The organism is Amycolatopsis rifamycinica (assembly GCF_000695625.1).
In the GTDB taxonomy this organism is placed as follows: domain Bacteria; phylum Actinomycetota; class Actinomycetes; order Mycobacteriales; family Pseudonocardiaceae; genus Amycolatopsis; species Amycolatopsis rifamycinica.
This window is the reverse complement of the sequence record NZ_JMQI01000002.1, coordinates 12,925-38,808: the sequence shown is the minus strand read 5'-3', so window position 1 is coordinate 38,808 and position 25,884 is coordinate 12,925. Positions and strand designations below refer to the sequence as shown.

At 73.6% G+C, this 25,884-nt stretch carries 23 protein-coding genes; 6 read left to right on the top strand and 17 right to left on the bottom strand.

Features of this window, described 5'->3' with window-relative positions:
* Positions 1 to 73: 73 nt before the first annotated feature.
* Positions 74 to 2,614: an ABC transporter permease gene (locus DV20_RS01030; RefSeq protein ID WP_167344352.1), complete on the bottom strand. Its 2,541-nt coding sequence runs from the start codon at positions 2,612 to 2,614 to the stop codon at positions 74 to 76.
* Positions 2,608 to 3,342 carry an ABC transporter ATP-binding protein gene (locus DV20_RS01025; protein WP_043775433.1) on the bottom strand — a complete coding sequence of 245 codons (735 nt, stop codon included), beginning with the start codon at positions 3,340 to 3,342 and terminating at the stop codon, positions 2,608 to 2,610. Before DV20_RS01025 ends, DV20_RS01030 begins: the two co-directional genes overlap by 7 nt.
* Before the next feature lie 122 nt (positions 3,343 to 3,464).
* Here DV20_RS01025 and DV20_RS01020 point away from each other — a divergent pair, with 122 nt between their 5' ends.
* From DV20_RS01020 to DV20_RS01010, 3 genes are all read left to right on the top strand, one after another.
* Entirely contained in the window at positions 3,465 to 4,664 is a 1,200-nt protein-coding gene (locus DV20_RS01020; RefSeq protein ID WP_043775432.1) for a sensor histidine kinase, read from the top strand.
* Positions 4,652 to 5,308 carry a response regulator gene (locus DV20_RS01015; protein WP_043775431.1) on the top strand — a complete coding sequence of 219 codons (657 nt, stop codon included), beginning with the start codon at positions 4,652 to 4,654 and terminating at the stop codon, positions 5,306 to 5,308. The genes DV20_RS01020 and DV20_RS01015 overlap by 13 nt, the downstream gene beginning before the upstream one ends.
* Positions 5,309 to 5,379: 71 nt before the next feature.
* Positions 5,380 to 5,577: a hypothetical protein gene (locus tag DV20_RS01010; RefSeq protein ID WP_043775429.1), complete on the top strand. Its 198-nt coding sequence runs from the start codon at positions 5,380 to 5,382 to the stop codon at positions 5,575 to 5,577.
* Here the strand turns inward: DV20_RS01010 and DV20_RS01005 are convergent.
* From DV20_RS01005 to DV20_RS00965, 9 genes are all read right to left on the bottom strand, one after another.
* Positions 5,550 to 6,641, bottom strand: a complete 1,092-nt coding sequence (locus DV20_RS01005) for an MFS transporter (protein ID WP_407638306.1) — start codon at positions 6,639 to 6,641, stop codon at positions 5,550 to 5,552. The two genes, DV20_RS01010 and DV20_RS01005, sit on opposite strands and share 28 nt — an antisense overlap.
* A 125-nt stretch (positions 6,642 to 6,766) precedes the next feature.
* Positions 6,767 to 7,186: an HPF/RaiA family ribosome-associated protein gene (locus DV20_RS01000; protein WP_235190672.1), complete on the bottom strand. Its 420-nt coding sequence runs from the start codon at positions 7,184 to 7,186 to the stop codon at positions 6,767 to 6,769.
* Positions 7,187 to 7,255: 69 nt separating this feature from the next.
* Complete coding sequence (locus tag DV20_RS00995; RefSeq protein WP_043775423.1) at positions 7,256 to 7,822, bottom strand: TetR/AcrR family transcriptional regulator; 567 nt, start codon at positions 7,820 to 7,822, stop codon at positions 7,256 to 7,258.
* Positions 7,823 to 7,881: 59 nt separating this feature from the next.
* The gene (locus DV20_RS00990; RefSeq protein WP_043775421.1) at positions 7,882 to 9,195 is read right to left on the bottom strand and encodes an ABC transporter substrate-binding protein; all 1,314 of its coding nucleotides are present in this window, start codon (positions 9,193 to 9,195) and stop codon (positions 7,882 to 7,884) included.
* Positions 9,182 to 10,246: a branched-chain amino acid ABC transporter permease gene (locus DV20_RS00985; protein WP_043775420.1), complete on the bottom strand. Its 1,065-nt coding sequence runs from the start codon at positions 10,244 to 10,246 to the stop codon at positions 9,182 to 9,184. The genes DV20_RS00990 and DV20_RS00985 overlap by 14 nt, the downstream gene beginning before the upstream one ends.
* Complete coding sequence (locus DV20_RS00980; protein ID WP_043775418.1) at positions 10,243 to 11,094, bottom strand: branched-chain amino acid ABC transporter permease; 852 nt, start codon at positions 11,092 to 11,094, stop codon at positions 10,243 to 10,245. Before DV20_RS00980 ends, DV20_RS00985 begins: the two co-directional genes overlap by 4 nt.
* Positions 11,095 to 11,132: 38 nt before the next feature.
* Positions 11,133 to 11,840, bottom strand: coding sequence for an ABC transporter ATP-binding protein (locus tag DV20_RS00975; protein WP_043775416.1), 708 nt, complete (start codon positions 11,838 to 11,840; stop codon positions 11,133 to 11,135).
* Complete coding sequence (locus DV20_RS00970; RefSeq protein ID WP_043775414.1) at positions 11,833 to 12,639, bottom strand: ABC transporter ATP-binding protein; 807 nt, start codon at positions 12,637 to 12,639, stop codon at positions 11,833 to 11,835. The genes DV20_RS00975 and DV20_RS00970 overlap by 8 nt, the downstream gene beginning before the upstream one ends.
* A 262-nt stretch (positions 12,640 to 12,901) precedes the next feature.
* Positions 12,902 to 13,879 carry an ABC transporter substrate-binding protein gene (locus DV20_RS00965; protein WP_043775412.1) on the bottom strand — a complete coding sequence of 326 codons (978 nt, stop codon included), beginning with the start codon at positions 13,877 to 13,879 and terminating at the stop codon, positions 12,902 to 12,904.
* Between the two features lie 297 nt (positions 13,880 to 14,176).
* Here DV20_RS00965 and DV20_RS00960 point away from each other — a divergent pair, with 297 nt between their 5' ends.
* Positions 14,177 to 15,217: a Shedu anti-phage system protein SduA domain-containing protein gene (locus tag DV20_RS00960; protein WP_152603600.1), complete on the top strand. Its 1,041-nt coding sequence runs from the start codon at positions 14,177 to 14,179 to the stop codon at positions 15,215 to 15,217.
* Here the strand turns inward: DV20_RS00960 and DV20_RS00955 are convergent.
* Both DV20_RS00955 and DV20_RS00950 read right to left on the bottom strand, forming a co-directional pair.
* The gene (locus DV20_RS00955) at positions 15,214 to 16,458 is read right to left on the bottom strand and encodes an MFS transporter (RefSeq protein ID WP_043775410.1); all 1,245 of its coding nucleotides are present in this window, start codon (positions 16,456 to 16,458) and stop codon (positions 15,214 to 15,216) included. The two genes, DV20_RS00960 and DV20_RS00955, sit on opposite strands and share 4 nt — an antisense overlap.
* 82 nt (positions 16,459 to 16,540) lie before the next feature.
* The gene (locus DV20_RS00950) at positions 16,541 to 17,149 is read right to left on the bottom strand and encodes a thioesterase II family protein (RefSeq protein WP_043775408.1); all 609 of its coding nucleotides are present in this window, start codon (positions 17,147 to 17,149) and stop codon (positions 16,541 to 16,543) included.
* Between the two features lie 86 nt (positions 17,150 to 17,235).
* Here DV20_RS00950 and DV20_RS00945 point away from each other — a divergent pair, with 86 nt between their 5' ends.
* Both DV20_RS00945 and DV20_RS00940 read left to right on the top strand, forming a co-directional pair.
* Positions 17,236 to 20,307, top strand: a complete 3,072-nt coding sequence (locus DV20_RS00945) for an AfsR/SARP family transcriptional regulator (protein ID WP_043775406.1) — start codon at positions 17,236 to 17,238, stop codon at positions 20,305 to 20,307.
* 771 nt (positions 20,308 to 21,078) lie between these two features.
* Positions 21,079 to 21,849, top strand: a complete 771-nt coding sequence (locus DV20_RS00940) for a GntR family transcriptional regulator (RefSeq protein WP_043775405.1) — start codon at positions 21,079 to 21,081, stop codon at positions 21,847 to 21,849.
* A 13-nt stretch (positions 21,850 to 21,862) separates the two neighbouring features.
* Here the strand turns inward: DV20_RS00940 and DV20_RS00935 are convergent, their stop codons facing one another.
* From DV20_RS00935 to DV20_RS00920, 4 genes are read right to left on the bottom strand one after another with little or no spacing between them, the layout of a single operon-like run.
* Entirely contained in the window at positions 21,863 to 23,173 is a 1,311-nt protein-coding gene (locus DV20_RS00935) for a hypothetical protein (RefSeq protein ID WP_043775403.1), read from the bottom strand.
* Positions 23,170 to 23,559 carry a PTS sugar transporter subunit IIA gene (locus DV20_RS00930; RefSeq protein ID WP_043775401.1) on the bottom strand — a complete coding sequence of 130 codons (390 nt, stop codon included), beginning with the start codon at positions 23,557 to 23,559 and terminating at the stop codon, positions 23,170 to 23,172. The genes DV20_RS00935 and DV20_RS00930 overlap by 4 nt, the downstream gene beginning before the upstream one ends.
* Before the next feature lie 9 nt (positions 23,560 to 23,568).
* Positions 23,569 to 25,188 (bottom strand): PTS system mannose/fructose/sorbose family transporter subunit IID, encoded by a 1,620-nt coding sequence (locus DV20_RS00925; RefSeq protein WP_043775399.1) that lies wholly within the window; start codon positions 25,186 to 25,188, stop codon positions 23,569 to 23,571.
* 7 nt (positions 25,189 to 25,195) lie between these two features.
* The gene (locus DV20_RS00920; RefSeq protein ID WP_043775398.1) at positions 25,196 to 25,672 is read right to left on the bottom strand and encodes a PTS sugar transporter subunit IIB; all 477 of its coding nucleotides are present in this window, start codon (positions 25,670 to 25,672) and stop codon (positions 25,196 to 25,198) included.
* Between the last annotated feature and the right edge of the window lie 212 nt (positions 25,673 to 25,884).

Below are 25,884 nucleotides of genomic sequence, written 5' to 3'. Positions count from 1 at the left end.
AGGGCAATAACTTTCGGAAATTTTCGATGATCTCGCGGGGCGGGGTGGGCCGGCCGGGCCCACCCCGCTTTCCCTACTCGCGCAAGCCGATCGCGTCGATCGGCCGGGCCCGCAGCGCCACCGACGTCGCCACCCCGATCGCCACCATCCCGAGTGCGGCCGCGCCGGCGATGATTCCGAAGTAGACCGACAGCGGCCCGGCCGGGACCGGGGTGCCTCGCAACCCGAAGTTGAGCAGGGTCAACGGGATCAGGGCCACCAGCGTGCCCAGCACGACCGCGATGCCGACCGTGGCCAGTGCTTCGAGCCGCATCATGCGGGTCACCTGGCGGCGGGTCGTGCCGACCAGCCGCAGCAGCGCGAACTCGCGGCCGCGCTGGGCGGTCGTCAGGACCAGCGTGTTGGCCACCGAAATCGCCAGGTAGCCGACGATCACCCCGGCCGCCACCAGGTTGAGGTAGAACTGCGCCTGCCGTTCGCCGCCTTCCGGGGCCGTGGTGGCCGACGCCGGCGCCAGCACCAGGCCCGGGTACGGCAGGGCGGCGAGCGCCGCGGCCACCGTGCCCGCGTCGGCGCCGGGTTGCCGCCGGACCAGCACCGAGTCGTCCAGGCGGCCGCCGATGTGCTCGCGGGCCAGCGCGACCGGGAGCACGAAGTCGCCGAAGGCCAGGTCGTGCGTGTACGTGGCCACCAGCCGCAGTTTCGCCGGGACGCCGTCGCCGAAGTAGAACTCCACGTCGTCGCCGATCTTCTTCTCCAGCCAGTCCGCCTCCGCGCGGCTCAGCGCCACCGTGTCCCCCGTCAGGTCGGTGAGGCGCCCGGCGTCGACGCCCAGTTCGAGGGCGGCCCCGGCCCGGTCGCCCGCCACGCCCTGCGCCGGCGTCCGCTGGACCTCCACGCTGTCACCCAGCGGCGTCGCCGTGATCACCGACGTGCGCACCACCGGCGTCGCCGCCGCGACCCCCGGCACCCGGCCGGCCGCCGCGGCCACCTCGGGCGTGACGCCGCCGGGTGCGGTGAGCACGTAGTCGGCGGTCGTCGACCGCGCCGCCTGTTGCTGGGCCGCCGCCGTGGCCGCCGTCGGGCCGTAGAAGGTGGCCAGCGCGAACGCCACCGCCAGCATCAGCGGGGTCACCGCCGCGGCGACGCGCCGGGCGTTGGCGTGGGCGTTCGCTCCGGCGAGGTACCCGCTGATCCGCCAGCCCCGCGCCAGCACCGGGACCAGGAACCGCACCACCAGCCCGGTCACCTGGGGACCGACCACGGCCAGCCCGATGACGACGACGAGGGTGGCCATGGTCGAGCTCGCGGCGGCGATGTCCCCGCGCAGGAACAGCGGGACGAGCGCGCCGCCGACGCCGGCCAGCACCAGGCCCCAGCCGGTGAGCAGGCGGCCCCGGCCGAGCTCGCGGCGTTCGACCGCGGCCTCGCCCAGCGCCTCGACGGGCCGGATCGACGACGGCCGCCGCGACGCCGCCCAGGCGGCCAGCCGGGCCGCGCCGAGGCCGAGCAGGACCGCCGCCAGCAGCGGCAGCGGGCTGATGGCCAGCCCGAAGTCGGCCGGGATGACCCCGATCGCGGCGAAGGCGTCTCGCAGCCCGGACGCGACCGCAAGGCCCAGCACGCTGCCCAGTACCCCGGCGACGAGCGCGACCAGCGTCGTCTCGGTGCCGATGAGCTTGCGGATCTGCCGCGGGGTGGCCGCGACCGCGCGCAGCAGCGCGAACTCCCGGCGGCGCTGGTTGATGGTCAGGGCCAGCGTGCTCGCCACCACGAACACCGCGACGAGCAGCGCGAACCCGCCGAACGAGCCGGCGACGGCCAGCAGCAGCACCCGGCTCTGGCTGACGTCGAGGAACTCGATGCTGCTGCGCTCGACGCCGGTCGTCACCTCGGCGCCGCCGGCGACGGCCCGCACCCGCTCGGCGAGCGCTTCCGGCTCGGTCCCGGGCTCGGCGAGCACACCGATCGCGTGGGCCTGGCCCGGCCGTCCCGCCAGCTCCGCGGCCCGCTGCGGGGTGAAGAACACCGCCGACTGGCGCGAGGTGCCGTCGACGACCCCGCTCACCTTGAACGCCACCGGCCCCGAGCGGGTCGTGATCCGCACCTGCCCGCCGATGCCGACGTCGGCCCGGCGCGCCAGGTCGGCGTCCAGCACGACCTCGCCGTCGGTCCGGGGTGCCTCGCCGCCGCGCAGGGCGAACGGCGCCAGCACGGCCGCGTCCCAGTTGTGCCCCAGCGATTCCCGCTCGGCGAGCACCCGGCCGTCGCGGGTCACCACCTGCGCCGGGAAGCTCTGCTCCGCCACCGCCGCGCGCACCCCGGGCACCGCGGCGATCCGCCCGGCCAGCGCCGCCGGGACCGCCGGCTGCTCGCCGACCTGCTCGGTCGACAACGCGTCGGCGCCGGGCGGCCGCACGGACTGCGCCCCGCCGACGACGACCGCCGCGGCGGCGTAGCGCTGGGTGGGGACGCCGGCGCGCAGGCCGGATTCCATGAGGATCCCGCAGGCGGCCACCAGTGCGGTCCCGCACAGGATCGCGATGAAGGCGCCGGCGAACCCGCCGAGCCGGCTCCGGATCGTCTGCCAGGCCAGTGCCAGCACGCTCACCACTCCCCGAGGTGCGTCATCCGCTCCGCCACCCGCTCGGGGGTGGGGTGCGGGAGGTGCCCGGCCAGCTTGCCGTCGGCCAGGAAGAGCACGCCGTGCGCGGCGGAGGCGGCGACCGGGTCGTGGGTGACCATCAGCACGGTCTGGCCCATCTGCTCGACGATCGCACGGAGCAGGTCCAGCACCTGCCGCCCGGTGCGGGTGTCGAGGGCGCCGGTCGGCTCGTCGGCCAGCACGACCTCGGGCCGGGTGACGAGCGCCCGCGCGATCGCGACGCGCTGCTGCTGGCCGCCGGACAGCTCCGCCGGGCGGTGTTCCAGCCGGTTCGCGATGCCGACGCCGTCGACGATCTCCCGCAGCCACCGCGGGTCCGGCTTCCGCCCGGCCAGCCGCAGCGGCAGCGTGATGTTCTGCAGCACGTTCAGCGACGGCAGCAGGTTGTAGGCCTGGAAGACGAACCCGATCCGGGTGCGCCGCAGTTCCGTCAGCCGGCGCTCGTTCAGCCCGCCGATCTCGGTGCCGCCGAGCAGCACCCGCCCCGACGTCGGGCGGTCGAGGCCGGCCGCGCAGTGCAGGAAGGTGCTCTTGCCCGAGCCGGACGGGCCCATCACGGCGGTGAACGTCCCCCGCGCCACCCCCGCCGACACCCCGTCCAGCGCGGTGACGGCGCCGTCGCCGGAGCCGTACACCTTCCGCACCCCGGTCATTTCCAGCGCATACGCTGTGGTCATTGCGATCCCCTTCGTTCTCTCACCGAAACCTAGGCCGGTACGGCCGGCGCATCGATCCCGTGGAGAGGTGGATCCGGGGTAGCGCCAGCACCACCCCCGCGGTGGGGTGGAACACTGGGGGCGTGACGACCCGCTTGCGCGAGTGCTGGTCGGCGGTTCGTTACCTCGTGGTCGGCGCCGGCACGTCGCTGCTGTCGATGCTCGCCCTCGCCGGGCTGTTCGCCGTGCTGCTGCTGTGCCCGTTCGGCGTCGGGATCCCGTCGCTGGCCCCGGCGATCCGGCTGGCGCGCCGTCCGGTCGGGATCGACCGCCGCCAGGCCGCGCGCCACCTCGGCGAACCGATCCCCGAGCCCTACCGCGACGGCTCCCCGCTGAAGGATCCGGCGACCCGCCGCGACCTCGCGTGGCTCGCGCTCCACGCCGCGACCGGGACGATCATGGGGGCGCTGGCGTTCGGCCTGCCGGTGGCCGCGGTCGAGCAGGTCGTCTTCGCCTTCCTCTGGCCGGCTGTCCCCGGCGGCATCGAAGGCTCCTTCGGCCTGGTCGTGGACTCGTGGCCGATGGCCGCGCTGAGCGTGCTCACCGGGGTCGCGATGGCGGCGGTGTCCCTCCTGCTGCCGCGCGTCGCCCGCTGGAAGGCCAGGACCGCGAAGCGCCTGCTCGAGCCCGCCCCGGGTGTCGTGCTGGCGGACCGGGTCGCCGAGCTGACCGCGACCCGGGCGGCGGCGCTCGAAGCGCACGGCGCCGAACTGCGGCGCATCGAGCGTGACCTGCACGACGGCACGCAGGCCCGGATCGCGGCGGTCGTGCTGCAGCTCGGTCTCGCCGACCAGCTCTACGAGCGCGACCCGGCCACCGCACGCGACCTGCTGGTCAAGGCCCAGGACACCGCGACCGACGCGCTGGCCGAGCTGCGCACGGTGGTCCGCAGCATCCACCCGCCGCTGCTGAGCGAGCGCGGCCTGGCCGGGGCGGTGCGCGCGCTCGCCGAGCGCAGCCCGGTGCCGGCCGCCGTCGACGTCGAGGACGAGACCGGCCGCCCGGCCGCGGTCGAGGCCGCCGCCTACTTCGTCGTCGCCGAGGCGTTGGCCAACGTCACCAAGCACGCCGACGCGTCCCGGGTGGACATCACGCTGGGCGGAACGCCTTCGGTGCTGCGCCTGGAGATCCGCGACGACGGCCGCGGCGGCGCCGACGAGTCGGGGGGCAGCGGGCTGGCCGGCATCCGCCGCCGCGCCGAAGCCTTCGACGGAACCCTGACCGTGACCAGCCCACCCGGTGGGCCGACCGTGCTGCGAGTGGAGCTGCCATGCGGGTCGTGATCGCCGAGGACGACGCGTTGCTGCGCGAAGGCCTCTCCCTGCTGCTGAAGACGGCGGGCATCGAAGTGGCCGCCGCGGTCGACAACGCCGAGGACTTCCTGGCGTTCATCGAAGGCGAGCGGCCGGACGCGGTCGTGATGGACGTGCGCATGCCGCCGACCCACCGCGACGAGGGCCTGCGCGCGGCCGTCCGCGCCCGCGAGATCCACCCGGCGCTGCCGGTGCTGGTGCTCTCGGCGCACGTCGAGACCAGTTACGCGGTCGAGCTGCTCGCCGACGGCGTCGGCGGGGTCGGTTACCTGCTCAAGGAGCGCGTCGGCAAGGTCGAGCGGTTCCTCGACGCACTCCGGCGCGTCGCGCAGGGCGGCACGGCGATGGACCCGGAGGTGATCGGCAGGCTGATGGCCCGTCGCCGCGCCGCGGACCCGCTGGAGGCGCTGACCGCCCGGGAGCGCGAAGTGCTGGGGCTGATGGCCGAGGGCTACAACAACAGCACGATCGCGGAGCTGCTGGTCGTCAGCGACGGCGCGGTGCTCAAGCACATCCGCAACATCTTCGCGAAACTCGGGCTGCCGTCCGACGAAGGCGCGGGGCACCGCCGGGTACTGGCGGTGCTGGCCTACCTCGGCCGGGACGCGGGGTAGCGCAGGCACCACCCCGCATCCGGGTGCGGACGGCATTCCCGCGGCCGCGGCGGGTCCCTAGCGTTCAGGGCATGAACAACGACAACGTTTCCACGCGTACTTCGAGCCCGGCCCTGCTGTGGCTGGTCCTGGTGGTCAGCGCCGCGGTCAACGCGGCGGGTCCCTTGGTGGGCCTCGGGTTGCCGGTGCGGATGGTCGCCGGCGGCGTCGCCATCGGGGCGATCGCCCTGCTGATCACCCATCACGTCCGCCGTCGCAGGCAGGCGTAGGTCGTGAGCGCGCCCGCGACCAGGACCGCGGCGGGCCAGAACGGGTTCGCCGCCGCCCCGGCGAGCACCGGACCGGCGGTGGCCCCGACGTTGAGCGCGGCGGTCGCGTAGGCCCCCTTCATCGTCGGGGCGCCCTCGGCCAGCCGCAGGATCCGGGCGATCACGGTGCCGCCGACGGCGAAGGACAACGCGCCCTGGGTGAAGGCGAGGGTCACGAGCGCCACCGGGTCGTGCGCGGCCGGCACCGAGGCAACCCACCCGGCGAGCAGCAGCGAACCGCCGACGGCGACGACCCGGCCGGGCCACCGGTCCGCGAGCCGCCCGGCCGCGGTGATGCCGGCGAAGCACCCCGCGCCGAAGGCGCCGAGCACCACCGGCACCGGAGCGACGCCCGCGGCCACCGGCGCCAGGGAGGTGAACACCCCGAAGGTGGCCGCGTTGACGAGCGCGCCGGCGAGGAGCAGCCCCGCCAGCGGCCGCACCACGGCGAGTTCGGCCCGCAACCCACGGGGCCGATCGCCCGCCGGGGTGTCGGGGATCCGCCGGACCGCGGCGAAGGCGGGCAGGCACAGCAGGGCGACCACCCAGAACGCCGACCGCCAGCCGAACGCCGCGTCGAGCAGCGCCCCGCCGGGCACCCCGGCGACGCACGCCACCGTCGAGCCGCCCAGCAGGACGCCGAGCGCGCGGCCGGGCCGCGCCAGCGCGGTGGCCGCGGTCAGCGCCACGGCGAGGAACCCCGCGTACGCCACCGCGGCCAGCACCCGCGTCCCGAGCAGGACGGCGAACGACGTCGTCAGAGCGCCGGCGACGTGGGTGAAGGCGAACAGCGCCAGGAACCACAGCAGCGCGGTGCGGCGCCGCCACGACCGGGCGAGCGCGGCCGTCAGCGGTGCGCCGGCGACCATGCCGAGGGCGAAGGCGGACGTCAGATACCCCGCCTGCGGCAGGGAAACCCCGAGCGCGGCGGCGATGCCGGGCACCAGCCCGGCGAGCATGAATTCGGACGTGCCCATGGCGAACACGGCCAGGGCGAGGAAATACAGGGGCACACGAAACTCCAGGGAGCACGAGATCGACGGACGATTTCGTGGTCACCCGGGGAACCCGGGAAAGCGGGGCTTACCGGGCCGCCGGGACGACCGGCGGCCCGCTCCTGGACGCTTCGGGGCTCGACACGCGACAGAGGTTAGCCGACACCCGGCGTGGTGTCGCGGGAGTTCTCCCCGTCTTCGATCACGCCGACCTGAGCCGGGTCTTCCGGAGGGGGCATGTGCCGGATGCTGTCACTGCCCTTGTGGTCGTGGGCGCGGTCGTACCGGGAATCCAGCACCCGCACCAGTTTGTGCTTCGCCCCGGCGAAGGCGTCGTCCACAGTGGCCGCGTGGTGGGTGACCGCCACCGGCTGCTTGCCACCCGGCCGCGCCTCGATCACGCACTTCTTGTCTTCCGGTTTGCCACCGCCGTCTTCGCTGAGGTGCACTTCCACCCCGGTCAACCACCCGCCGAACCGGGACAGGCTCTCCTCCAGGTCGGTGCTCACGTAGGCGGCCAGCCCTTCGCCACCGTGGACGTTGTGGTCGGTGTTGACCTGGATCTGCACGAGCACCCTCCAAAGCGGGACAGCGTTGAACCCGGTCAATACCACGGCGGCCGCGGAGTCAAACGGGCTCGCGGGCTACGGGCAAAGGCTGCGCAGCATCAGGTCCGCGAAGTGCTTCCCCACCTGCTCCCCCGACAGCTCACCGTCGGCGTGGTACCACATCCCCAGCCGGTGGATGGCGCCGAAGTGGTAGTTGATGACCAGGTCGGCCGGGACGTCGTCGCGGAAGACGCCGGTCCGCTGGCCTTCGGCCACCAGGTCGCGGACCCGCTCGTGGTAGGTCCGCCGCTCCGCGCGCACCTGGACCTGCTTGGACTTCTCCAGCAGCGGGAACGACTGGAAGAACACGGTCGCCGCGTCGAGGTCGGCGATGCTGGTGACCACGACGTCGGCGACGATCGTGTGCAGCCGCTCCGGCAGCGGCAGGTCCGACTCGGCGATCGTCACCATCCGCCGCGTCTGCATCCGCAGCATCGCCGCGTAGATCTCGAAGAGCAGGTCGTCCTTGGACTCGAAGTAGTGGTACAGCCCGCCCTTGGTGACGCCGGCCTCCTCGACGATCTCCCGGACCGTCGTCGCCTCGAAGCCCTTCTCGGCGAACAGCCGCACGGCCGCCCGTACGACCTTCTCCCTGACACTCATGTCGCCACCCTATGTGAGCGGACGGGCCGGCCCGCGGCGCCCACGAGCCGGCCCGGTCGTCACTTGCTCACCAGGTTGACCTGCTCGGGCGTGGCGCGCTCACCGGAGTACGGCGTGATCGCGCCCGTGCCGCGGTCGGTGACAGCCGGTGGCTGGATCACCGTCGTCGTGGTGTCCGGGTTGATCTTGAACACGTACGCGCCCGTGTAGCCGGCGTGCGAGTCCTTCGAGAACCCGAACGGCGTCAGGCCCGGCCCCTTGAGCGCGCCGGAGCTCATCGCGTCGACGACCTTCTGCCGCGTCGGGTCCGGTCCGGCCGCCTTGAGCGCCTGGGCGAACGTGTAGGCCTGCACCATGCCGAACAGCACGGTGTTGGTGAACGGCTCCTTCGCGATGTACTTGTCGTGGAGGCCCTTGAAGTAGGCCACCCACGGGTCCGAGGTCTGGGCGACGTCCGGCAGGTAGCCGGTGCCGATCAGGCCGGCCAGCAGCTGCCCGCTGGAGACGCTGGCGCCGCCTCGCTTGGCGAAGTCCTGCAGCAGCCCGGACAGCGTCGCCGGGTCCGCGCCGATGCTGCTGACCACGAACTGCGGCTTGTACCCGATCTTCGCCGCGGCCAGGATCGCCAGCGCGGTGAACGCCGGGATGCACGCGCAGACGACGACCTCGGCGCCGGCCGCCTTGAGCGCGGACAGCTGCGGCGTGACGTCGGTGTTGGCGCTGTCGTAGCCCTGCCGGACGACGACCTGGTCCTTGACGAACTGGTCGAGCCCGGCCTGGGTGTCGCGGCCGACGTCGTCGTTCTGCGTGAAGTAGCCGACCTTCTTGCCGGCGAAGGTGTCCTTGACGTACTTGCCCTGGATCTTGCCTTCGCGGGTGTAGTCCACCTGGTACCCGAAGGTCATCGGCGCCTTCTGCGGGTTGTCCCAGGCGAGCGCGCCCGAGGACACGAGCAGGTCCGGCACGCCTTCGGAGTTCAGGTAGTCGACGACCTTCGAGTGCGTCGGCGTGCCCAGCCCGCCGACGATCGCGAACACCTTGTCCTGCAGGACGAGCTTCTTGACGACCTCGACGGTCTTCGTCGGGTTGTAGCCGTCGTCCTCGACCTTGTATTCGATCTTCCGGCCGTTGATCCCGCCGCCGTCGTTGATCGCCTGGTAGACCGCGCGGGCACCGGCGGAGATCTTGCTGTACCCGGGCGCGGCCGGGCCGGTGAGCGGCTGGTGGGTACCGATGACGACGGTGTCCTTGGTGACGCCGACCGCCGAATCGGTGGCGGCCTGCTGCCCGCCGCCGCTCTCCCCCGCGCCGCCGCACGCGGTCAGCGCCAGGGCGAGGGCGGCGAAACCCGCGCCGAGCTTAGTGCTTCTCATGGTTCTCCTTCAGGTTCGCGGATCGACGGGAGAGCAGGCGGTGCACGCCGCCTTGGATGCCGCGCGGAAAGGCGAGCACGACGACGATGAGGATCACGCCGTACACCGCGAGCGGGAGGTTGTTGGCCACGTCGGTGTTCAGGTGCAGGACGTCGGCGAGGTCCTCGGACCAGGCCTGGAAGTACACGAGCGCGACCGCGCCCCACAGCGCGCCCCACAGCGAGCCGAGCCCGCCCAGCACCACCGCGGCCAGCAGGCTCAGCGACAGCGCGGGCGTGAACGAGCCGGGTGCGGCGGTGCCCAGCAGGAACGCCTGCAGGCCACCGGCGAGCCCGCCGCACACCGCGCTGACCAGGAACGCGAGGATCTTCGTGCGCCCGACGGGGATCCCGCTCAGCGCGGCGGCGACCTCGTCGTCGCGGACCGCGCGGAAGTCCCGCCCGAGCCGGCCGCGGACGATGTTCACCACCAGCACCAGCGCGAGCAGCACGCTGAGCCAGACGATCCAGGTCTGCCACCGCAGTTCCGGGACACCGATCCCGGCCGGTCTGCTGTGGACGGTGAAGCTCAGCCCGTTGCTGCCGCCGAGGAAGTCCGGGAACTTCCGGGTCAGCGCGGGCAGCCCGACGGCCAGCGCCAGCGTCGCGCCGGCGAGGTACGGGCCGCGCAGCCGGGCCGCCGCGGCGCCGGCCAGCAGCCCGGCGAGCCCGCCGGCGGCCGAGGCCAGCAGCAGGTCGGCCCACAGCGGGAACGACGGCACCCGCCGCACCAGCAGCGCCACCGTGTAGGCGCCGATGAACATGAACGCGCCGTGGCCGAGGGATACCTGACCGGTGAGGCCGGTCAGCAGGGTCAGCCCGGCCACCGCGACCAGGTAGTAGCCGATGGTCGCGATGCGCAGGTTGGTGAACTCGTCGGTGACCAGGGTCAGCAGCACGACCACCGCGAGCGCGCCCAGCGCGGCGAGCGTGTGGACGAGCAGCGGCGGCAGCGTGCGGCGCTTCCGCGTCGTCTCCACGCGCGTTTCCGGGACTTCCGTGCGCACGCTCATACCCGCCTCACCTTGGCCCGGCCGAACAGCCCGCTGGGCCGCAGCGTCAGCACGACGACCAGGATGGCCAGCGCGGCGATCGTCACCATCTCCGGTCCCAAGTAGCCGGACACATAGGACAGTCCGACGCCGAGGACGAACCCGCCGGCGATGGTGCCCAAGGGGTTGTCGAGACCGCCGAGCACCGCCGCGGTGAGCGCGTAGACGAAGACGCCGTCCAGCACGTTCGGGAAGAGGAACGGCGGGGTGGCGAGCAGCCCGGCCAGCGAGCCGACGGCCGCGGCCAGTCCCCAGCCGACAGTGAGCATCAGCCCGACCCGCACGCCGAGCGTCCTGGCCACTTCGGGGGCGAACGCGGCCGCGCGCATCCGCAGGCCCAGCGGCGTGTACTTGAACACCACCAGCACCAGCGCGGCGATGGCGACGACGATCAGCACGACGAACAGGTCGTTCGCGGAGAACCGGCCGCGGAAGTCGAAGGCGTACGGGAACGCCAGCGGCTCGTTGGACCAGATCATGCCCGCGACCGCCTGCAGCACCAGCAGGAGGCCGAGCGTGACGATGATCGAGCTGAGTTCGGAGCGGTCCCGCAGCGGCCGGATGAGCAGCCGTTCGGTGGCGACGCCCAGCACGGTCCCGGCGACGATCGCGACGGCGAAGCCGAGCCAGTAGCTGCCCGTCGCCTTCGTCACCGAGTACGCGAGGTACGTCGAGATCAGGGCGAGGGCGGGCTGCGCGAAGTTCACCACCCGGGTGGCCCGGTAGATGATGACCAGGGCGAGCCCGAGCGCCGCGTACACCGCGCCGGCCGAGATCCCGCCTAGGGTCAGGTCGAAGAAGTCCTGCATACCGGACCGTTCACCTCCTGGTGGGTGGGTCAGAAGCCTCAGAAACCGAGGTAGGCGTGGCGGAGGCCGTCGTCGGCCAGCAGTTCCGCCGCGGTGTCGACGGCCACGACCCGGCCGAGCGCGAGGACGTACCCGCGATCGGCGATGGACAGCGCGGAGTGCGCGTTCTGCTCGACGAGCACGACGGTGAGCCCGGTGGTGGCCCGCAGGTCGCGCAGGATGCCCATGATCCGGGCGGTGATGAGCGGCGCGAGGCCGAGCGACGGTTCGTCGAGCAGCAGCAGCCCGGGCCGGCTCATCAGCGCCCGGCCGATGGCGAGCATCTGCCGTTCGCCGCCGGAGAGCGTCGAGGCGGGTTTCGCCGAACGTTCCGCCAGCGCCGGGAAGAGCTCGTACATCTCGGTCCGCGCGGCGGCCCGGTCGGCGCGGTCACGCCGCCACAGCGCACCCAGCCGGAGGTTTTCGTCGACGGTGAGCTCGGTGATGACACCGCCGCCTTCGGGTACGTGCGCGACGCCGCCGCGCGCGATCCGGTCCGGCGCCAGCCCGGTGAGTTTCCGGCCGTCCCAGGTGATGCGGCCGCCGCGGGCGGGGTGCAGGCCGCTGATGGTGCGCAGCAGGGTGGTCTTGCCGGCCCCGTTCGCCCCGAGCACGGCGGTGATCCCGCCGCGTTCGACGGTGATGCCGACGCCGTCGAGGGCGCGGACCGCGCCGTAGGCCACGGACAGGTCTTCGATCTCAAGCACCGGACACCTCTTCGGCGGGGTCGCCGAGGTAGGCCTCGGCCACGCGGGGGTCGGCCTGGATCCGCGCCGGGGTGCCCGCCGCGATCACCTCGCCGAAGTTCAGCACCACCACGCGGTCGCAGACCTGCATGACCAGGTCCATGTGGTGTTCGACGAGCACGACCGCCATCCGCCGCCGCAGCGAGAGGATCAGCGTCGACAGCTCGGCCAGCTCGGCGGCCGACAGCCCGCTCGCGGGTTCGTCGAGCAGCAGCAGGTCGGGTTCGGCCACCAGCGCCCGGGCGAGCGCCACGCGTTTTCGCACGCCGTAGGGCAGCACGCCGGGCAGGCGGCCGGCGAGGTCGGCGATCCCGAGTTCGCCGAGGGTCTCGCGGGCGCGGGCGGCCAGCTCGGCTTCGTCGCGTGCCGACCGTCCCGCGCCCGCCAGTGCCGGGACCAGACCGGTGCGGGCGTGGCGGCCCGCGCCGGCCACCACGTTCTCGAGCACCGTCAGCCCGGGGAACAGGCCCAGGCCCTGCAGCGTCCGGACGATCCCGAGCCGCGCGAGCTGTTCGGGGCGGTGCCGGACCAGCGGCCGCCCCCGCCACAGCACGCGGCCGGCCTGGGGCCGCACGAACCCGCAGACGACGTTGAACAACGTCGTCTTGCCCGCGCCGTTGGGCCCGATGACCCCGACCACGGTACCGGCGTCGACGCTCAGGTGGACGTCGTGCAGGGCGGTGAGCCCGCCGAAGCGGACGGTGAGGCCGTCGACCACGAGCAGGTCTTCGCCGGGAGGTGCCTCACCAGGAAGCGTCATCGATGACTCTCCGTTCCCACCATGTGGACAACGCCGTACCGCGCGGTCGGTATGAAGAGGGTGGGCTGCGGCGGCGATCGTGTCAAGGTGCGAATCACCGAAACCGGACCGGCGGGCGCGGTCGGAAAATTTCGGCATCACCGCGAGGCGCGGGAAGTGGTGGCGGCCCGGAAGCGGAGTCGCGGCGGCGGGAAGCCGTGGCCGCGAAAAAGCCGAGGGCGGGTACGCGAAGCGCACCCGCCCTCGGCGACCGATCGACGGCTCAGCCGGTGCCGGCCTGCGGCGCGATCATCGAAGAGGCGTCGATCTTCGTCTGGACCACGCCGAGCTGCTGCAGCAGGTCCGGCACCCGCTGGATGCGGCGGGCGTCCAGGGTGGACCCGAAGGCGGGCATCACCATCAGGCTGGCGATGTCCTGGTCCACCTTGGCGTTGCGGACGACGAGCGGCTCGATCCGCGCCCGGTCGACCGCGGCGCGGGTGGCGTTGAGCATCGCGCGCTGGAACGCCCGCAGCGTCTTGGGGTGGTCCTGGACCCACTTGGCGGTGGCGCCGTAGCCGGTGAGGGGGAAGCTCTGGGTGCTGCCGCTGGCAGCGTCGATGACCGGGTACGCGCCGGCCGTCCGGGCGGCCTGGGTGAGGAACGGTTCCGGCTGGTAGGCCGCGTCGACCCGGCCCTGCGCCAGCGCGGCGCTCATCTCCGGCAGCGGCATCGGGACCCACTGGACCTTGCCCGGGTCGACGCTGTGGTCGCGCATCACCGACCGGGTCAGCACGTCGGACGCGGCGTTCTTGGAGCTGATGGCGATCCGCTTGCCCTCGAGGTCCTTCACCGTCTTCACCGGCGAGTTCGGCACGGTGACGACCTCGTTGCTGCGCGGGCTCGCCGAGGTCCCGTCCGTCACCAGCTTGACGTCGGCGGCACCGCTGCTCTTGGCCAGGAAGAACAGGGTGTAGGTGGACAGCGCGAGGTCGTCCTGGCCGCTCGTCATCCGGCTCAGCGTTTCCTGGCCGCTCGGGGCGACGTCCGTCTGCACCTCGAGGCCCTCGGCCCTGAAGTACCCGCCTTCCTGCGCGAGCCAGAGCGGCGCGAGGTCGACGGTGGTGAGGATCGCGACCCGGATCGACGGCTTTTCGACGCCCCCGGCGGCGGGGGAACCCTTCAGCTGGCTGCACGCGGTCAGCAGAACGGCGACCATGGCGAGCACCGCGAGCCGGCGTGTCGAGGCGCGTTGAAGCATGCCACTCCTCGGAGAAGATTATGGGGATCACGGAATACGGCTCGTTCGGCCGTGATCAGCCGGACTGTAGATGACGATTTGCGGGGCCGCAAATGTGTTGCCGAGAAATATGTCACGTCACGTTCACGCGAAAGAGTGACAAGAGGACGAACGGGTAACCCACTGACAGGGTGACAACAGCCGGCGGAAAGAAACCGGCGTCACGGCGGCGGGTTTCGTGATCTTGCCACCGCAGGTAGTGACCTCGGGTTGCGCTGATCGTCGTAACGCCACCGAGTGGCGGCGCGACTGCCTGGCGTGACCTCCACCTCCGGCGAACCAGACCCCGCCGAAGAACTGATAAGGCGGATAACGCAGTCGACCCCCGACGGTTACCAGCACGTCGAATCCACCGTCGTCCGCCGCGGCGACAAGGTCTACAAAACCGCGACCATTTATTACGTGCCCGCGGAAGGCGATGACGGGCAGCTCATTCTTGTGGTCAATTCCTGGACACCACGACCGGATTTCTCCGGATTCGACCTCCGGCCCGGCGCGAGCAGGTGGACGTGTGAAGACACCGGCATCGGCGAACTCCACCGGTTCCTGTCGGACCGTTTCGGCACCCCGGAGCCGAGCGCCGGGCCGGACGCCCCGCTCGCGGCGGTCATCCGGAAGGTCCAGACGGGCGAAGCCGATGCGGGCCAGTTGGCGCAACTGGCGGAAGCGCTGGCGGACGCCCCGAACGCGGCCGGGATCCTGGCCGCGCACGGGGCCGGGCAGGTGCTGCTCGACGGCATCCAGGCCGCGAAGCAGCGGGACGTCATCGCGGCGCTTTCGGAAGTCGTCCGGGATCCGGCGGCCAAGGAGAACGAATTCCAGCGGATCCTCGAGGAAAGCTGGTGGATGTTCGGCGGGAGGTTCGTCGAGAAGGCGAAACGACGGCAGTTGACGGTGCTGACCCAGCTGGACGTTCCCCTGATCCGGGCCGACGGCGCGCTCCACGTCGTCGAACTGAAACGGGCCTGCGTCCCGGATCTGGTCATCCCGCACCGGAACTTCTTCGTCGTCGGCCCCGAAGTGAACAAGGCCGTCGGCCAGAGCCTCAACTACCTGCGCGAATTCGACGAGGAACGCAACACGATCCAGCAGAAACTGGGCATCGAATGCCGGCGCGCCTTCGCCACGGTGGTCATCGGCCACCCGCTGCACGTGCCGGACCCCCGGGTGCGCGAGCAGGTCCCCGAGACGCTCCGGACGTACAACGCCCACCTCGGGCGCGTCGAGGTGATCACCTACGCCGACCTCATCCAGGGCGCGGAGAAGGCCATGGAACTCGCGCCGTCGGCGGCGGGTTAACGCGCCACGGTCTCCCCAGGGGTCGCGAAGCGGCGCAGACCGGGCGTGGCCGCGCCGACCAGCGCCACCGCCACCACGCACAGGACCCCGCCGCTGACCAGCGCGAAGGTACCGGACACAGCCCCGGCGACGAGCCCGCCGCGCAGGTTGCCGAGGTCCGGGCCCGCCTGGCCGACGATCTGCTCGGCCGCGGCCGCCCGGCCGAGCAGGGCGTCCGGGGTCGCCAGCTGGACCAGCGCGCCCCGCGAGACCACCGAAACCGTGTCGGCCGCCCCGGCGAGCACCAGGCAGGCCAGGCCCAGCCACGGGTCCGGCGCCAAACCGAACCCGATCAGCGCGGCACCCCAGGTGGCCGACCCCGCGAGCATCACCCGGCCCGGCCGCGACCGCCGGGTGAACGTCCCGGAGAACACCGACGCCGCGACCCCGCCGACCGCGATGGCCGAGAGGAACAGGCCGAGCGTGCGCGGGTCGCCACCGAAGCGTTCGGCGTTGACCAGCGGGAACAGGCTGATCGGCATGGACAGCACGGTGGCGGCGAGGTCGGTGAGCAGCGCACCGCGCACGACGGGCGTCCGCACGAGGAAAGCGAGCCCGTCGAGCACGCCGCGCAGCCCCGGCCGCGACGGCTCGCCGTCGGGCCGCATCGCCGGGAGGCCGAAGACGCCGTAGAAGGCCACGCCGAAGGTGAGCGCGTCGACGACGTAGCAGCCGCCGACCCCGATCCACCCGAGGAGGAGCCCGCCGAGCGCCGGGCCCAGCAGCATCGCGCCCTGGAAGGCGATCCGGTTCAGCGCGAGCCCGGCGGGCAGTTGCTCCGGCGGCAGCAGCCGCGGCACGAAGGTGCGCCCGGCCGGCCCGCCCGCCGCCACGAAACAGGACTGGACGGCCACCAGCCCGAGCACCGCGGCCACCGGCACGTCGCCGAGAAACCCCTGCACGGCGAGGAAAACCGCGCAGACGGCTTGCCCGGTCGTGGCGACGAGGGCGAACTTCCGCCGGTCGACCCGGTCCACGAGCGAGCCGGCGAACAACCCGAACACGACGACGGGCAGCGCCTGCGCGAGCCCGACGGCCCCGGTCCACAGGGTGCTCCGGGTCTGTTCCCAGACCTGGAACATCACGGCGACGAGCGTCATCTGGCTGCCGAAGCCGGAGCAGACCCGGCCCAGCCAGAGCCGCCGGAACGGTGGTGACGTGCGAAGCGGGGTGAGGTCGACGAAGGCGCGGGTCAGGGGCATGGCCGCATCACGCCGAGATTTTAACAGTGCTTACGTACCTCTGGAGGCCGTACGGACCCTGGTGTCCCGGCGGGGAACCGGCCTACGCCCCGGGGACCTTCGGCGCCGTCATCGCGGAGAGCAGGTGCGTCGAGCGCAGGACGGCGTCACGCAGCAGCGCGGCGCTGTCCTGCGCCCTGGCCGGCGTCAGCACGAACCCGGCGCTGGTGTGTTCCCCCCAGCCGGTCATCACGTGCGGCTCGCCGAACCCCCGGATCGGGCACGGCAGCGGCGGTGCCACCGGCAGGTGCGCGTCACTGGCCAGCAGGCTGACGTCCGCGCGGCCCGCCTGCTCCGGCACGGCCCGCGCCGCCCGGGACGGCGGCGCCTGGTGCGCCACGACGAGTGCCCGCGAGACCCCCAGTCCCGCGGCCACCCGGCGCTGGGCCAGCCGGTAGGCGACCAGGGCGCCGAGCCCCGCGCCGAACAGCACGTGCGGGCTCTCGAGCGCGCCGGCCAGTTCCCCGGCCAAGGCCTCGACCAGCAGCCACATGTCCCGGTAGGGATGCTCGTCCCGGCGTTCGCCCCGCCCGGGCAGCTCCACGACCCGCACCGCGATCCGCGGATCGCGCCAGGCCCGGTAGCGCCCGGCGGCTTCCCCGGCGTCCGGGAAGCAGACGAACAACAGACGCGCTACGTCGTCTCGGTCCACCCGTGGCCTCCCTCGCCGCCTGCCCGGGGATAGGGTCGGCCACGGCACTTCCGTTCCGCTTCGGTCCGCCTTCCGGGGGGCATCACGTGCGCTACCGCCTGCTCGGACCGGTCACGGTCCTCGGCGACACGGGCCCGGTCCGCCCCGGCGGCCAGAAACAGACGTCCGTGCTGGCCGCGCTGCTGCTCAACGCCAACCGCGTGGTCACCGAGGACCGCCTCATCGACCTGACCTGGGGCGAGAACGCGCCGCCGAGCGTCCGCGGGCGGCTGCAGGTGCACATCTCGGAACTGCGGAAGCTGCTCGGCCGCGACGTCATCGTGCGGCGCGCGCCCGGTTACCTCATCGAGGTCGCACCCGGGGACCGCGACCTCGACGTGTTCGACGACGAGGTCGCCAAGGCCAGGGCCACGTCCGGGGCGGCGGCCGTCGCGCACCTGCGGGCCGCGCTGGCGCTGTGGGAGAGCACCCCGCTCGGCGGGGTGAGCGAGGCGCTGGCCGAGTACGAGGGCCCGGCGCTGGCCGAACGCCGGCTCGTCGCGCTGGAAGAGCTGTACGAGCAGGAACTCGTCGCGGGACGCCACGGCGAGGTGGTCGGCGAACTGCGGCGGCTCGTCGACGAGCACCCGTTCCGCGAGCGCTTGCGGGCCGCGCTGATGCTGGCGCTGCACCGCTGCGGCCGCACCCCGGAGGCGCTCGAAACGTACGCGCGGGCGCACGAACTGCTCGTCGACGAACTGGGCATCGAACCCGGCCAGGCCCTGCGGGACCTGCGGATGCGGATCCTGCGCGGCGAAGGCGAGCCTGCCCCGCCGCCCGCCGCGCCGCGGCCGGCCGAGCTGCCCTTGGACGTCCGGGGGTTCGCCGGCCGGGCGCCGGAGCTGGCCGCGCTCGACGAACCCGGGGACGTCTGGGTGATCACCGGCACCGCCGGCGTCGGGAAGACCGCGCTGGCCGTGCACTGGGCCCACACCGCCCGGGCGCGCTACCCGGACGGCCAGCTGTACGTGAACCTGCGCGGCTTCGACGCCGAAGACGAGCCGCTCACCCCCGCCGCCGCGCTCGCGCAGCTGCTGCGGACCCTCGGCATCGACCTGCGGGACGTGCCGCCGGGCGTCGACGACCAGAGCAAGCTCTACCGGTCGCTGCTGGCCGACCGGCAGGCACTGGTGGTGCTGGACAACGCCCGCGACACCGCCCAGGTGCTGCCGCTGCTGCCGTCGTCGGGGCGGGTGCTGGTGACCAGCCGCCACCGGCTCGACGAGCTGGTCGCCCGCGTCGGCGCGCGGTCGCTGGGGCTGGGGCAGCTGCGCGAGGCCGACTCGCGGGCACTGCTGACCGCCCTGCTCGGCGACCGGGCCGCGGCCGAGCCGGAAGCGGCGGCCGAGCTGGCGCGCCTCTGCGGCCACCACCCGCTGGCCCTGCGGATCGCCGCGGCGAACACCGGCGTCGCCAGCATCGGCGAGCTGGTCGACGAGCTGCGCGGCGACCCGCTGGCCCACCTGGGCTTCGACGGCGAAAGCGCCGTCGCCAAGGCGTTCTCGGTGTCCTACCAGGCGCTCGCGCCCGGATTGCGGCAGGCGTTCCGGCTGCTCGCACTGGTGCCGGGGACCGACTTCACGGCGATCGCCGCGTCGGCCCTGCTGGAGGTGCCGGTCGAGGAGGCGACCCGGCGGCTGCGCGGGCTGGTCGCGGCGAACCTGCTGGAGGCGCACGCGCCGCGCCGCTACCGCTTCCACGACCTCGCCCGCCGCTACGCCGAGCGGTGCGTGGCCGCCGAGGAGGACGAGCCCGCGCGGGACCGGGCGTGGGAGCGGCTGTTCACCGGCTACTGCGCGGCCGCGGACGCCGCCGTCGCGCTGCTGGGCGCCCGGATCGTGGCGCTGCCCCGCGAGGACGCGCCGTCGGCGCCGAGCCCGGTCGTCTTCGCCGACGCCGCCTCGGCGGTGGCGTGGCTGGACGTCGAGGTGCCCAACCTCTCGGCGGCCCTGCGGCAGGCGGCGGCCCGCGGGCCGTACCCGGGCGCCTGGTACCTCGCCGACGCGTTGCGGCGGTTCTTCCACGACCACGGCCGTCGCGCGGAGTGGCTGGAGCTGGCCCCGATCGTGCTGCGGGCGGCGCGGGACCACGGCGCCCAGCCTGCCGAAGCGCTGGTGGAGCTGTCCATCGGCGGGGCGTACTTCCGCGAGGGCCAGCACGAGGCGGGCATCCGGCACTCGGAGAAGGCGGTGCTGGCCAGCCGGGCGTGCGGCTGGCGGCAGTGCGAGGCGACGGCGGTGGCGAACCTCGGCGCGATGCTGGAGTGGACGGGCCGGTTGTCGGAGGCCGTCGAGCACAGCCGCCGCGCGATCCAGCTGTTCCGCGAGCTGGCCAACCGGTCGGGCGAAGCGCTGGCCCTGAACTCGCTGAGCTGCCACTACCGGCAGCTGGGCCGGCTGGAGCAGGCCGAGGACTGCCTGGTGGAGGCGATCGCGCTGGCCCGCAAGGAGGACCTGCCGTTCTGGGAGGCGGCCAACCTCGCCGACCTCGGCTCGATCCTCCTGGCCACCGGCCGGCTGCCCGAGGCCGGCGAGGTCCTCGACGAGGCGTTGCGGGTGTTCCGCGACCTGGGCTCGAGCTTCGGCGAGGCGACGGCGTTGAACGTGGTGAGCGCGCTGCAGCGAGCCCGCGGCGACCACGCGGCGGCGGCTTCGACGGCGCGGACGGCCCTGGAGTGCGTCCGCCGTGACGGAGACCGCCAGGTGGAGGCGGCGGCCCTGATCGCACTGGGCCGGGCGGAGGAGAGCCGCGGCGACCTGCCCGCGGCGGAGCGCGTCCTGAGCGAGGCCCGCTCTCTGACGGCGGAGTCGGGATTGCGCGGCCAGCTGGCCGAGGCGTCGGCGACGCTGGCCCGGGTCCTCGCCGCGGACGGCAGACCGGGTGAGGCGGGCGAGCACGCGCGAACGGCGTTGGACGCGGCCCGCGCGGGCGGCTTCCGCGTGGTGGAGGCGGAGGCCCTGCTGGGACTGGCGGCGGTCCAGGAGGCAGCGGGCCGCTCGATGCTGGCCGCCGGAACGGCCCGGGAGTCACAGGCGCTGTACCGCGCGGTCGGCCACGCGACGGGAGAAGCACTGGCGGCGGGCTTCCTCGCGCGGCTCGGAGACCGGGCGACGGGCTGAGCGGAACCGGCCGGCGCGGTGAAGCCTGCGGAAGGTCGCTGGAGAGGGTTCCGGGCGCGGGTGGGTTCCGCCACACCGGGCAGGTTCCGCCCGGCCGGGCCAGATTCGCCCAGCGGGCCAGCTCCACGCGGCCGGGCCAGCCTCGCGCGGCGGGCCAGATCCGCCACACCCGCACGCCCCACACGGCCGAGCCAGCCCCACACGGCCGAGCCGGCCCCGCCCGGCCCGGCCAGCCCCGCCCGGCGGGCCAGATCCGCCACACCCGCACGCCCCACACGGCCGAGCCAGCCCCACACGGCCGAGCCGGCCCCGCCCGGCCCGGCCAGCCCCGCCCGGCGGGCCAGATCCGCCACACCCGCACGCCCCACACGGCCGAGCCGGCCCCGCCCGGCCGAGCCAGCCCCGCCCGGCCCGGCCAGCCCCGCCCGGCGGGCCAAATCCGCCACACCCGCACGCCCCACACGGCCGAGCCGGCCCCGCCCGGCCGAGCCAGCCCCACCCGGCCCGGCCAGCCCCGCCCGGCCCGGCCAGCCCCGCGCAGCGGGCCGATCCGCCACACCCCGCACCCCCCACACGCCCGGGTGGGCTCCGCCACACCGGCCAGGCTCACCGAGCGCCCCGCCCCGCCGGACGCACCCCATCACACCAGGCGGGCCCCCTGCCCCAGCCCGCGGGAAAGCCGCTTTGCCGGCCCTTTGCCCCCGCCTTCGGGGCCCCGCCCGAGCCGCGCCGGGTGTTACCTCGCCGGACGGCGCGAGACATACTGGAGGCATGCCCCGTCCGAAACACGTCGCCGCGAGCGATCTGCGTCTGCCGGACGCGCTGCAGCCGGGGCGGCCGAAAGGCGACCAGCTGCGGGAAATCCTCGAAGCCGTCGCCACCGAGGCCGGGCCGGGGCGGCTGATGCCGTCCGAGCGGTTCCTCGCCGAGCACTTCCAGGTGGCCCGCGGCACCGTGCGGCAGGAGATCAACCGCCTGGTCGCGGACGGCGTCCTCTACCGCCAGCACGGCACCGCGACCTTCACCGCCCAGCGGCAGGCCGCGCACATCGACATGCTGACCTCGTTCACCGAGGACATGCAGGCCCGCGGCGTCGTGCCCAAGACGAAGGTGCTGCACGCCGAGGTCGAGAGCGCGGGCCCCCGGATCGCGGGACGGCTCAACGTGCCGCCGGGCGCCCGGGTGTTCCGGCTGGAACGCCTCCGCTACGTCGAGGACGAGCCGTTCGCCGTCGAGCGCACCAACCTCTCCGTCGACCGGTTCCCGGACATCGAGCTGTTCGACTGGGAGACCCAGTCGCTGCACCGCACGATCGAGGAACGCTGGGGCGTGCGCCCGGAGTGGAACGACACCGCGATCTCCGCGGTCCTGCCCAACAGCCACGACGCGGCCCTGCTCGGCATCGAACCCACTCAGCCGTGCCTGATCATCGAGGGCACCCTGCACGACCAGAGCGGCGGCGTCATCGAAGCCGGCCGGTCGCTGTACCGGGCGGACCGCTACACGGTGTTCACCCAGGCCCGGCGCAGCCCGGCGTCCTGAGCGCACCCCCGGCTCAGCGGGGGCCGTCCCGGTGCGCCCGCAGCACCTTGAGGCAGTGCTCCACCAGCACGTCCGCGGCCTCCGGGCCGAACAGCGTCACGTACGACTCGTAGACGCCCCCGCGGTGGCCCTCGGCGTCCGGCAGGTAGCCCAGGTAGCCGTCGGTGTAGCCGATCACCCGGGTGTGCCGGAACGGGCTACCCCGCCGGATGCGCAGGCCCAAGGACGCGAACAGCTCGAACGGCGTGTGCAGCCAGGCGATCTCCCCCAGCGACACGACGCTGACCGGCACCTCCGCGCAGCCCGTCGGCCGCCCACCCGCCGCCATCGTCGCCAGCATCGCGCAGCCTTCGTAGCGGGTCTGCGCGATGCGGACCGCCGGGTGGTCCTCGCCGTGGTGGGCCAGCTCGCGCTGCCACTCCGCCTCCGCCGTCTGCCGCAGCTGGAGGCTGTCCTCCAGCGACGGGATGTCGCGGTAGGGCAGGTGCAGCGTCGACCGCGTCAGCCGGACCGGCCCGGCCGTCGCCGGCGGGGACGACACCGCCGCCAGCGTGCGCGCGATCGACGTCGCCAGGTGGCCGCCGAGGGTGCGGACTTCGGCGTGGTCGCGGCCGCGGCGGACGAACCGGGAGCTGGCGTCGCCCGCCGCGCCCTGCAGGAACGCCGCGACCGGCTGGCCGACCAGGGTGGCCAGCTCGCGGCGGGTCGCGCCCGGCCAGTCCGCCGACCAGGCGAGGTTGTCCGGGCCGAGCACCGTGGGGTGGCTGGCGTAGTCGAACAGCAGCGCGGCCGGGGTGCCGTCGTCGCGGCGCAGCTCGAGCACGCCGAACGACGTGTCGTGCGGCCCGTCGGGCCGGTAGCGGTTGCCGCCGACGGCTTCGGTCGAGCCCGCGTGCCAGCGGGCCCGGACGCGGCCGCGGCCGGCCCGCAGCCGCAGCGCGGCGCCGGTGACCTTCTCCGCCATGCCGCCGACCAGCCCGGCGTCGCGCCGCCCCGGCAGGCCGGGGTGCAGCGGGCCGGTCCAGCCCTCGGGCCCGGAATGCGTGTGCGACGCGCAGACGAGCACCCGATCCGGGTCGATGTCCACCGCCGCGGCGACCGCGTCGGCCAGGGTGCGGGTCAGGCCGGCGTCGACGGCGAGGGCGTCCAGCGCCACCCACACCACGCCGGGGTCGTCCTCGGTGGACAGCCAGATCAGCGACGCTTCGAGGTCGTCGTGCGTGCCGGTCGCGACACCGTGCCGGGCCAGGTAGCCGCCGAGCGGGTGCCCGGGCCCCGGCGTGATCCGGACGTCTTGCGCGGCGAGCAGGAGCGCGGCGGTCACCAGGTCGATTCCAGGACGTCGACGACGCCGTCGCGGCCGGCGGCCCGGGCCACTCCCGCGAGCTCGGTGACGTCGTCGGTCGTGTGCAGCAGGACTTCCAGCAGCATCGGCAGGTTCAGCCCGGACACCAGCTGGAACCGCGGGTGCGCGGCCGCGAGCGCGCGGACGGCGTTGAACGGCGAGCCGCCGTGCAGGTCGGCGAGCACGAGCACGCCCTCGGCGTCGTGGGCCAGCGCGAGCAGCCGGGCACCGAACTCCTCCGGGCTGTCGCGCGGGCTCAGTTCGCACACCTTCAGCCGCGACTGCGGGCCGAGGATCATTTCGGCGGCCTCGCCGACACCGGAGGGCAGCCGGCCGTGGCCGGCGAGGATGATCGGGACGGACATGGCGGACTCCTAACTCTTCGCCGGGGCCGACGGCGCGAACCAGCCGAGCCACCCCAGGACCACTCCGGCGACGACGACGATGCCGATGACCCAGACCGGCCGCAGCCGCGCCTTGACCGTCAGCAGGTACACCCCGGCCGTGACGAGCACCGGGAGCAGGAACGGGAGCAGTTCGTCGAGCCGGTCCTGGATCGCCACCGACTGCGTCACCGGCTGCCCCTGGACCGTGGTCGTCTGCCGGTAGGTCAGCGTGGTGACGACCTTGACGATCGACGGGATGAACCCGCCGAGGACGACGAACCCGAGCACGGTCGCCCCCTGGGCGACCCGCGCGAGCGCGCCGGCGGCGAGGTGCCCGGCGAGCCGCTTCCCCTCACGGTAGGCGAATCCGAACTGCCAGCGCCGCACCAGCGCGTACGGCACGAGCACCATCACGGCGGCGAAGGCGGGCCCGAGCCAGTTGCCCTGCAGCGCCCAGGACGCGCCCATGGTGAAGACGATGCTGTTGTACAGCGCGAAGACGACGGTGTCGCCGATGCCGGCCATCGGCCCCATCAGCGCGACCTTCGTGCTCGCGGCCGACTTCGGCGTCCCCGCCTCCTCGAGCGCGACGCTGGAGCCGAGGATCAGCGGGCCGCCGACCAGCACCGAGGTGTTGAAGAACTGCAGGTGCCGCTGCAAGCCGGCGACGTAGTCCGCTTTCTCGGGGTACAGCCGGCGCAGCACCGGCTCCATCGAGTACGCGAACCCGAGCGCCTGCATCCGCTCGTAGTTCCAGGAGATCTGGCTCGACCAGAAGTACCGGCGGAACACCCGGCGCAGGTCCTGCCTGGTCAGCCGCGGGTCCGCGGTGGACTCTTCCACGGCCGCCTCCGGCACGGCGAGCACCGGTTCGTCGCGCTTCAGCGTCACGAACAGCATCGCGACCGCGACGCCGACCAGCGCGATCCCCAGCACCGGCAGGTGCAGGTAGGCGAACCCGACGAACCCGATGAGCAGCAGGTACCAGTACCGCGACAGCTCCATCATGCCGAGCAGCAGCGCGAAGCCGACCGCCGGCAGCAGCGACCCGGCCAGCGTCATCCCGTGGACGAACCCGGCCGGGATGCTCGCGGTGATGTCCTTGACCAGCCCGCCGGACGCGGCGAGCGCGGCGAGGAACGTCGGGATCGCGCGCACCGCCACCCACGGGACCAGGCTGACCCAGTGGACCACCGCCAGGCCGCGCGCGTTGCCGTCGGCGGCGTAGCCGTCGGCCCGGTGCACCAGCGCGGTGGTGACCATCTTGCCGACCGGGTCCAGCGCCGAGAGCAGGATCGCCGCTGGCAGCCCGACGCCGATCCCGATCGCGGCCTGCGCGGGCGCGTCCCCCGCGGCACCCGCGGCCAGCGCGGTGCCGACGATCGCGCCGGTCTGGTAGTCCGGGATGGTCGCGCCGCCGTAGGTGTAGACACCCAGGGCCGCCAGCTCCAGCGTCGCGCCGACCAGCAGGCCGAGCAGCGGGTGCCCGGTGATCAGCCCGGCCACCGAACCGGCGATCAGCGGGCGCTGGGCGTAGATGAGGAACGGGCCGAGCCCGTCGTAGGTGCAGTAGATCGCCCAGAGGGTCAGGGCCAGTGCGACGAGCATGCTCCGGTTACAGCCCTTTCCGGTCGAGCAAGGGGACGAATTCGGCCGCCTTGTCCTGCGGCAGCAGCTGGGTGACCAGCGGGACGCCCGCGGCGGCGAGCTTGCGGTAGGCGTCGGCCTCGTCGGCGGTGACCGCGACCGAGCGGGTGACCATGGTGTAGGGGTCCCCCGGCCGGGGGGCGACGTTGCCGACGTTGACGACCTCGGGCCGCAGCCCGCCCTCGACGAGCCGGAAGACGTCCGCCGGGTGCTTGACGATGATCATGACCCCGGCGCCGGCCTCGGCGGCCAGCGTGGCCTCGACCGACAGCACGTCCGTGGGCAGGCCGCGGGCGGCCTGCGGCAGCAGGATGAGCTGCAGGTCGTCGGTGGCGACCTCGTCGTTGCAGACGATCAGCCGGCGCACGCCGAGGCGGCGGGTCCACGCGACGGTGACCTGACCGTGGATCAGCCGGTTGTCGATCCGGACGTGTGCCCCCGCCATGTTTCTCCTCCCGGACGGCAGGAGACATACTGGTTCGTACCAGTATCTGTGTCAACACTGCCGGTGACCGGCCTTCGCGCGGCCGACGGAAGGACCCCTCAGACCTTCCGTCGGCCCACGAGCGCGAAGTCCCCCTGGATTTTTCTCCCGGACCCTCCCATAAAGGTATATACCAGTATGGACGGTCGTGATCGACTGTCAAGACCTTTGAC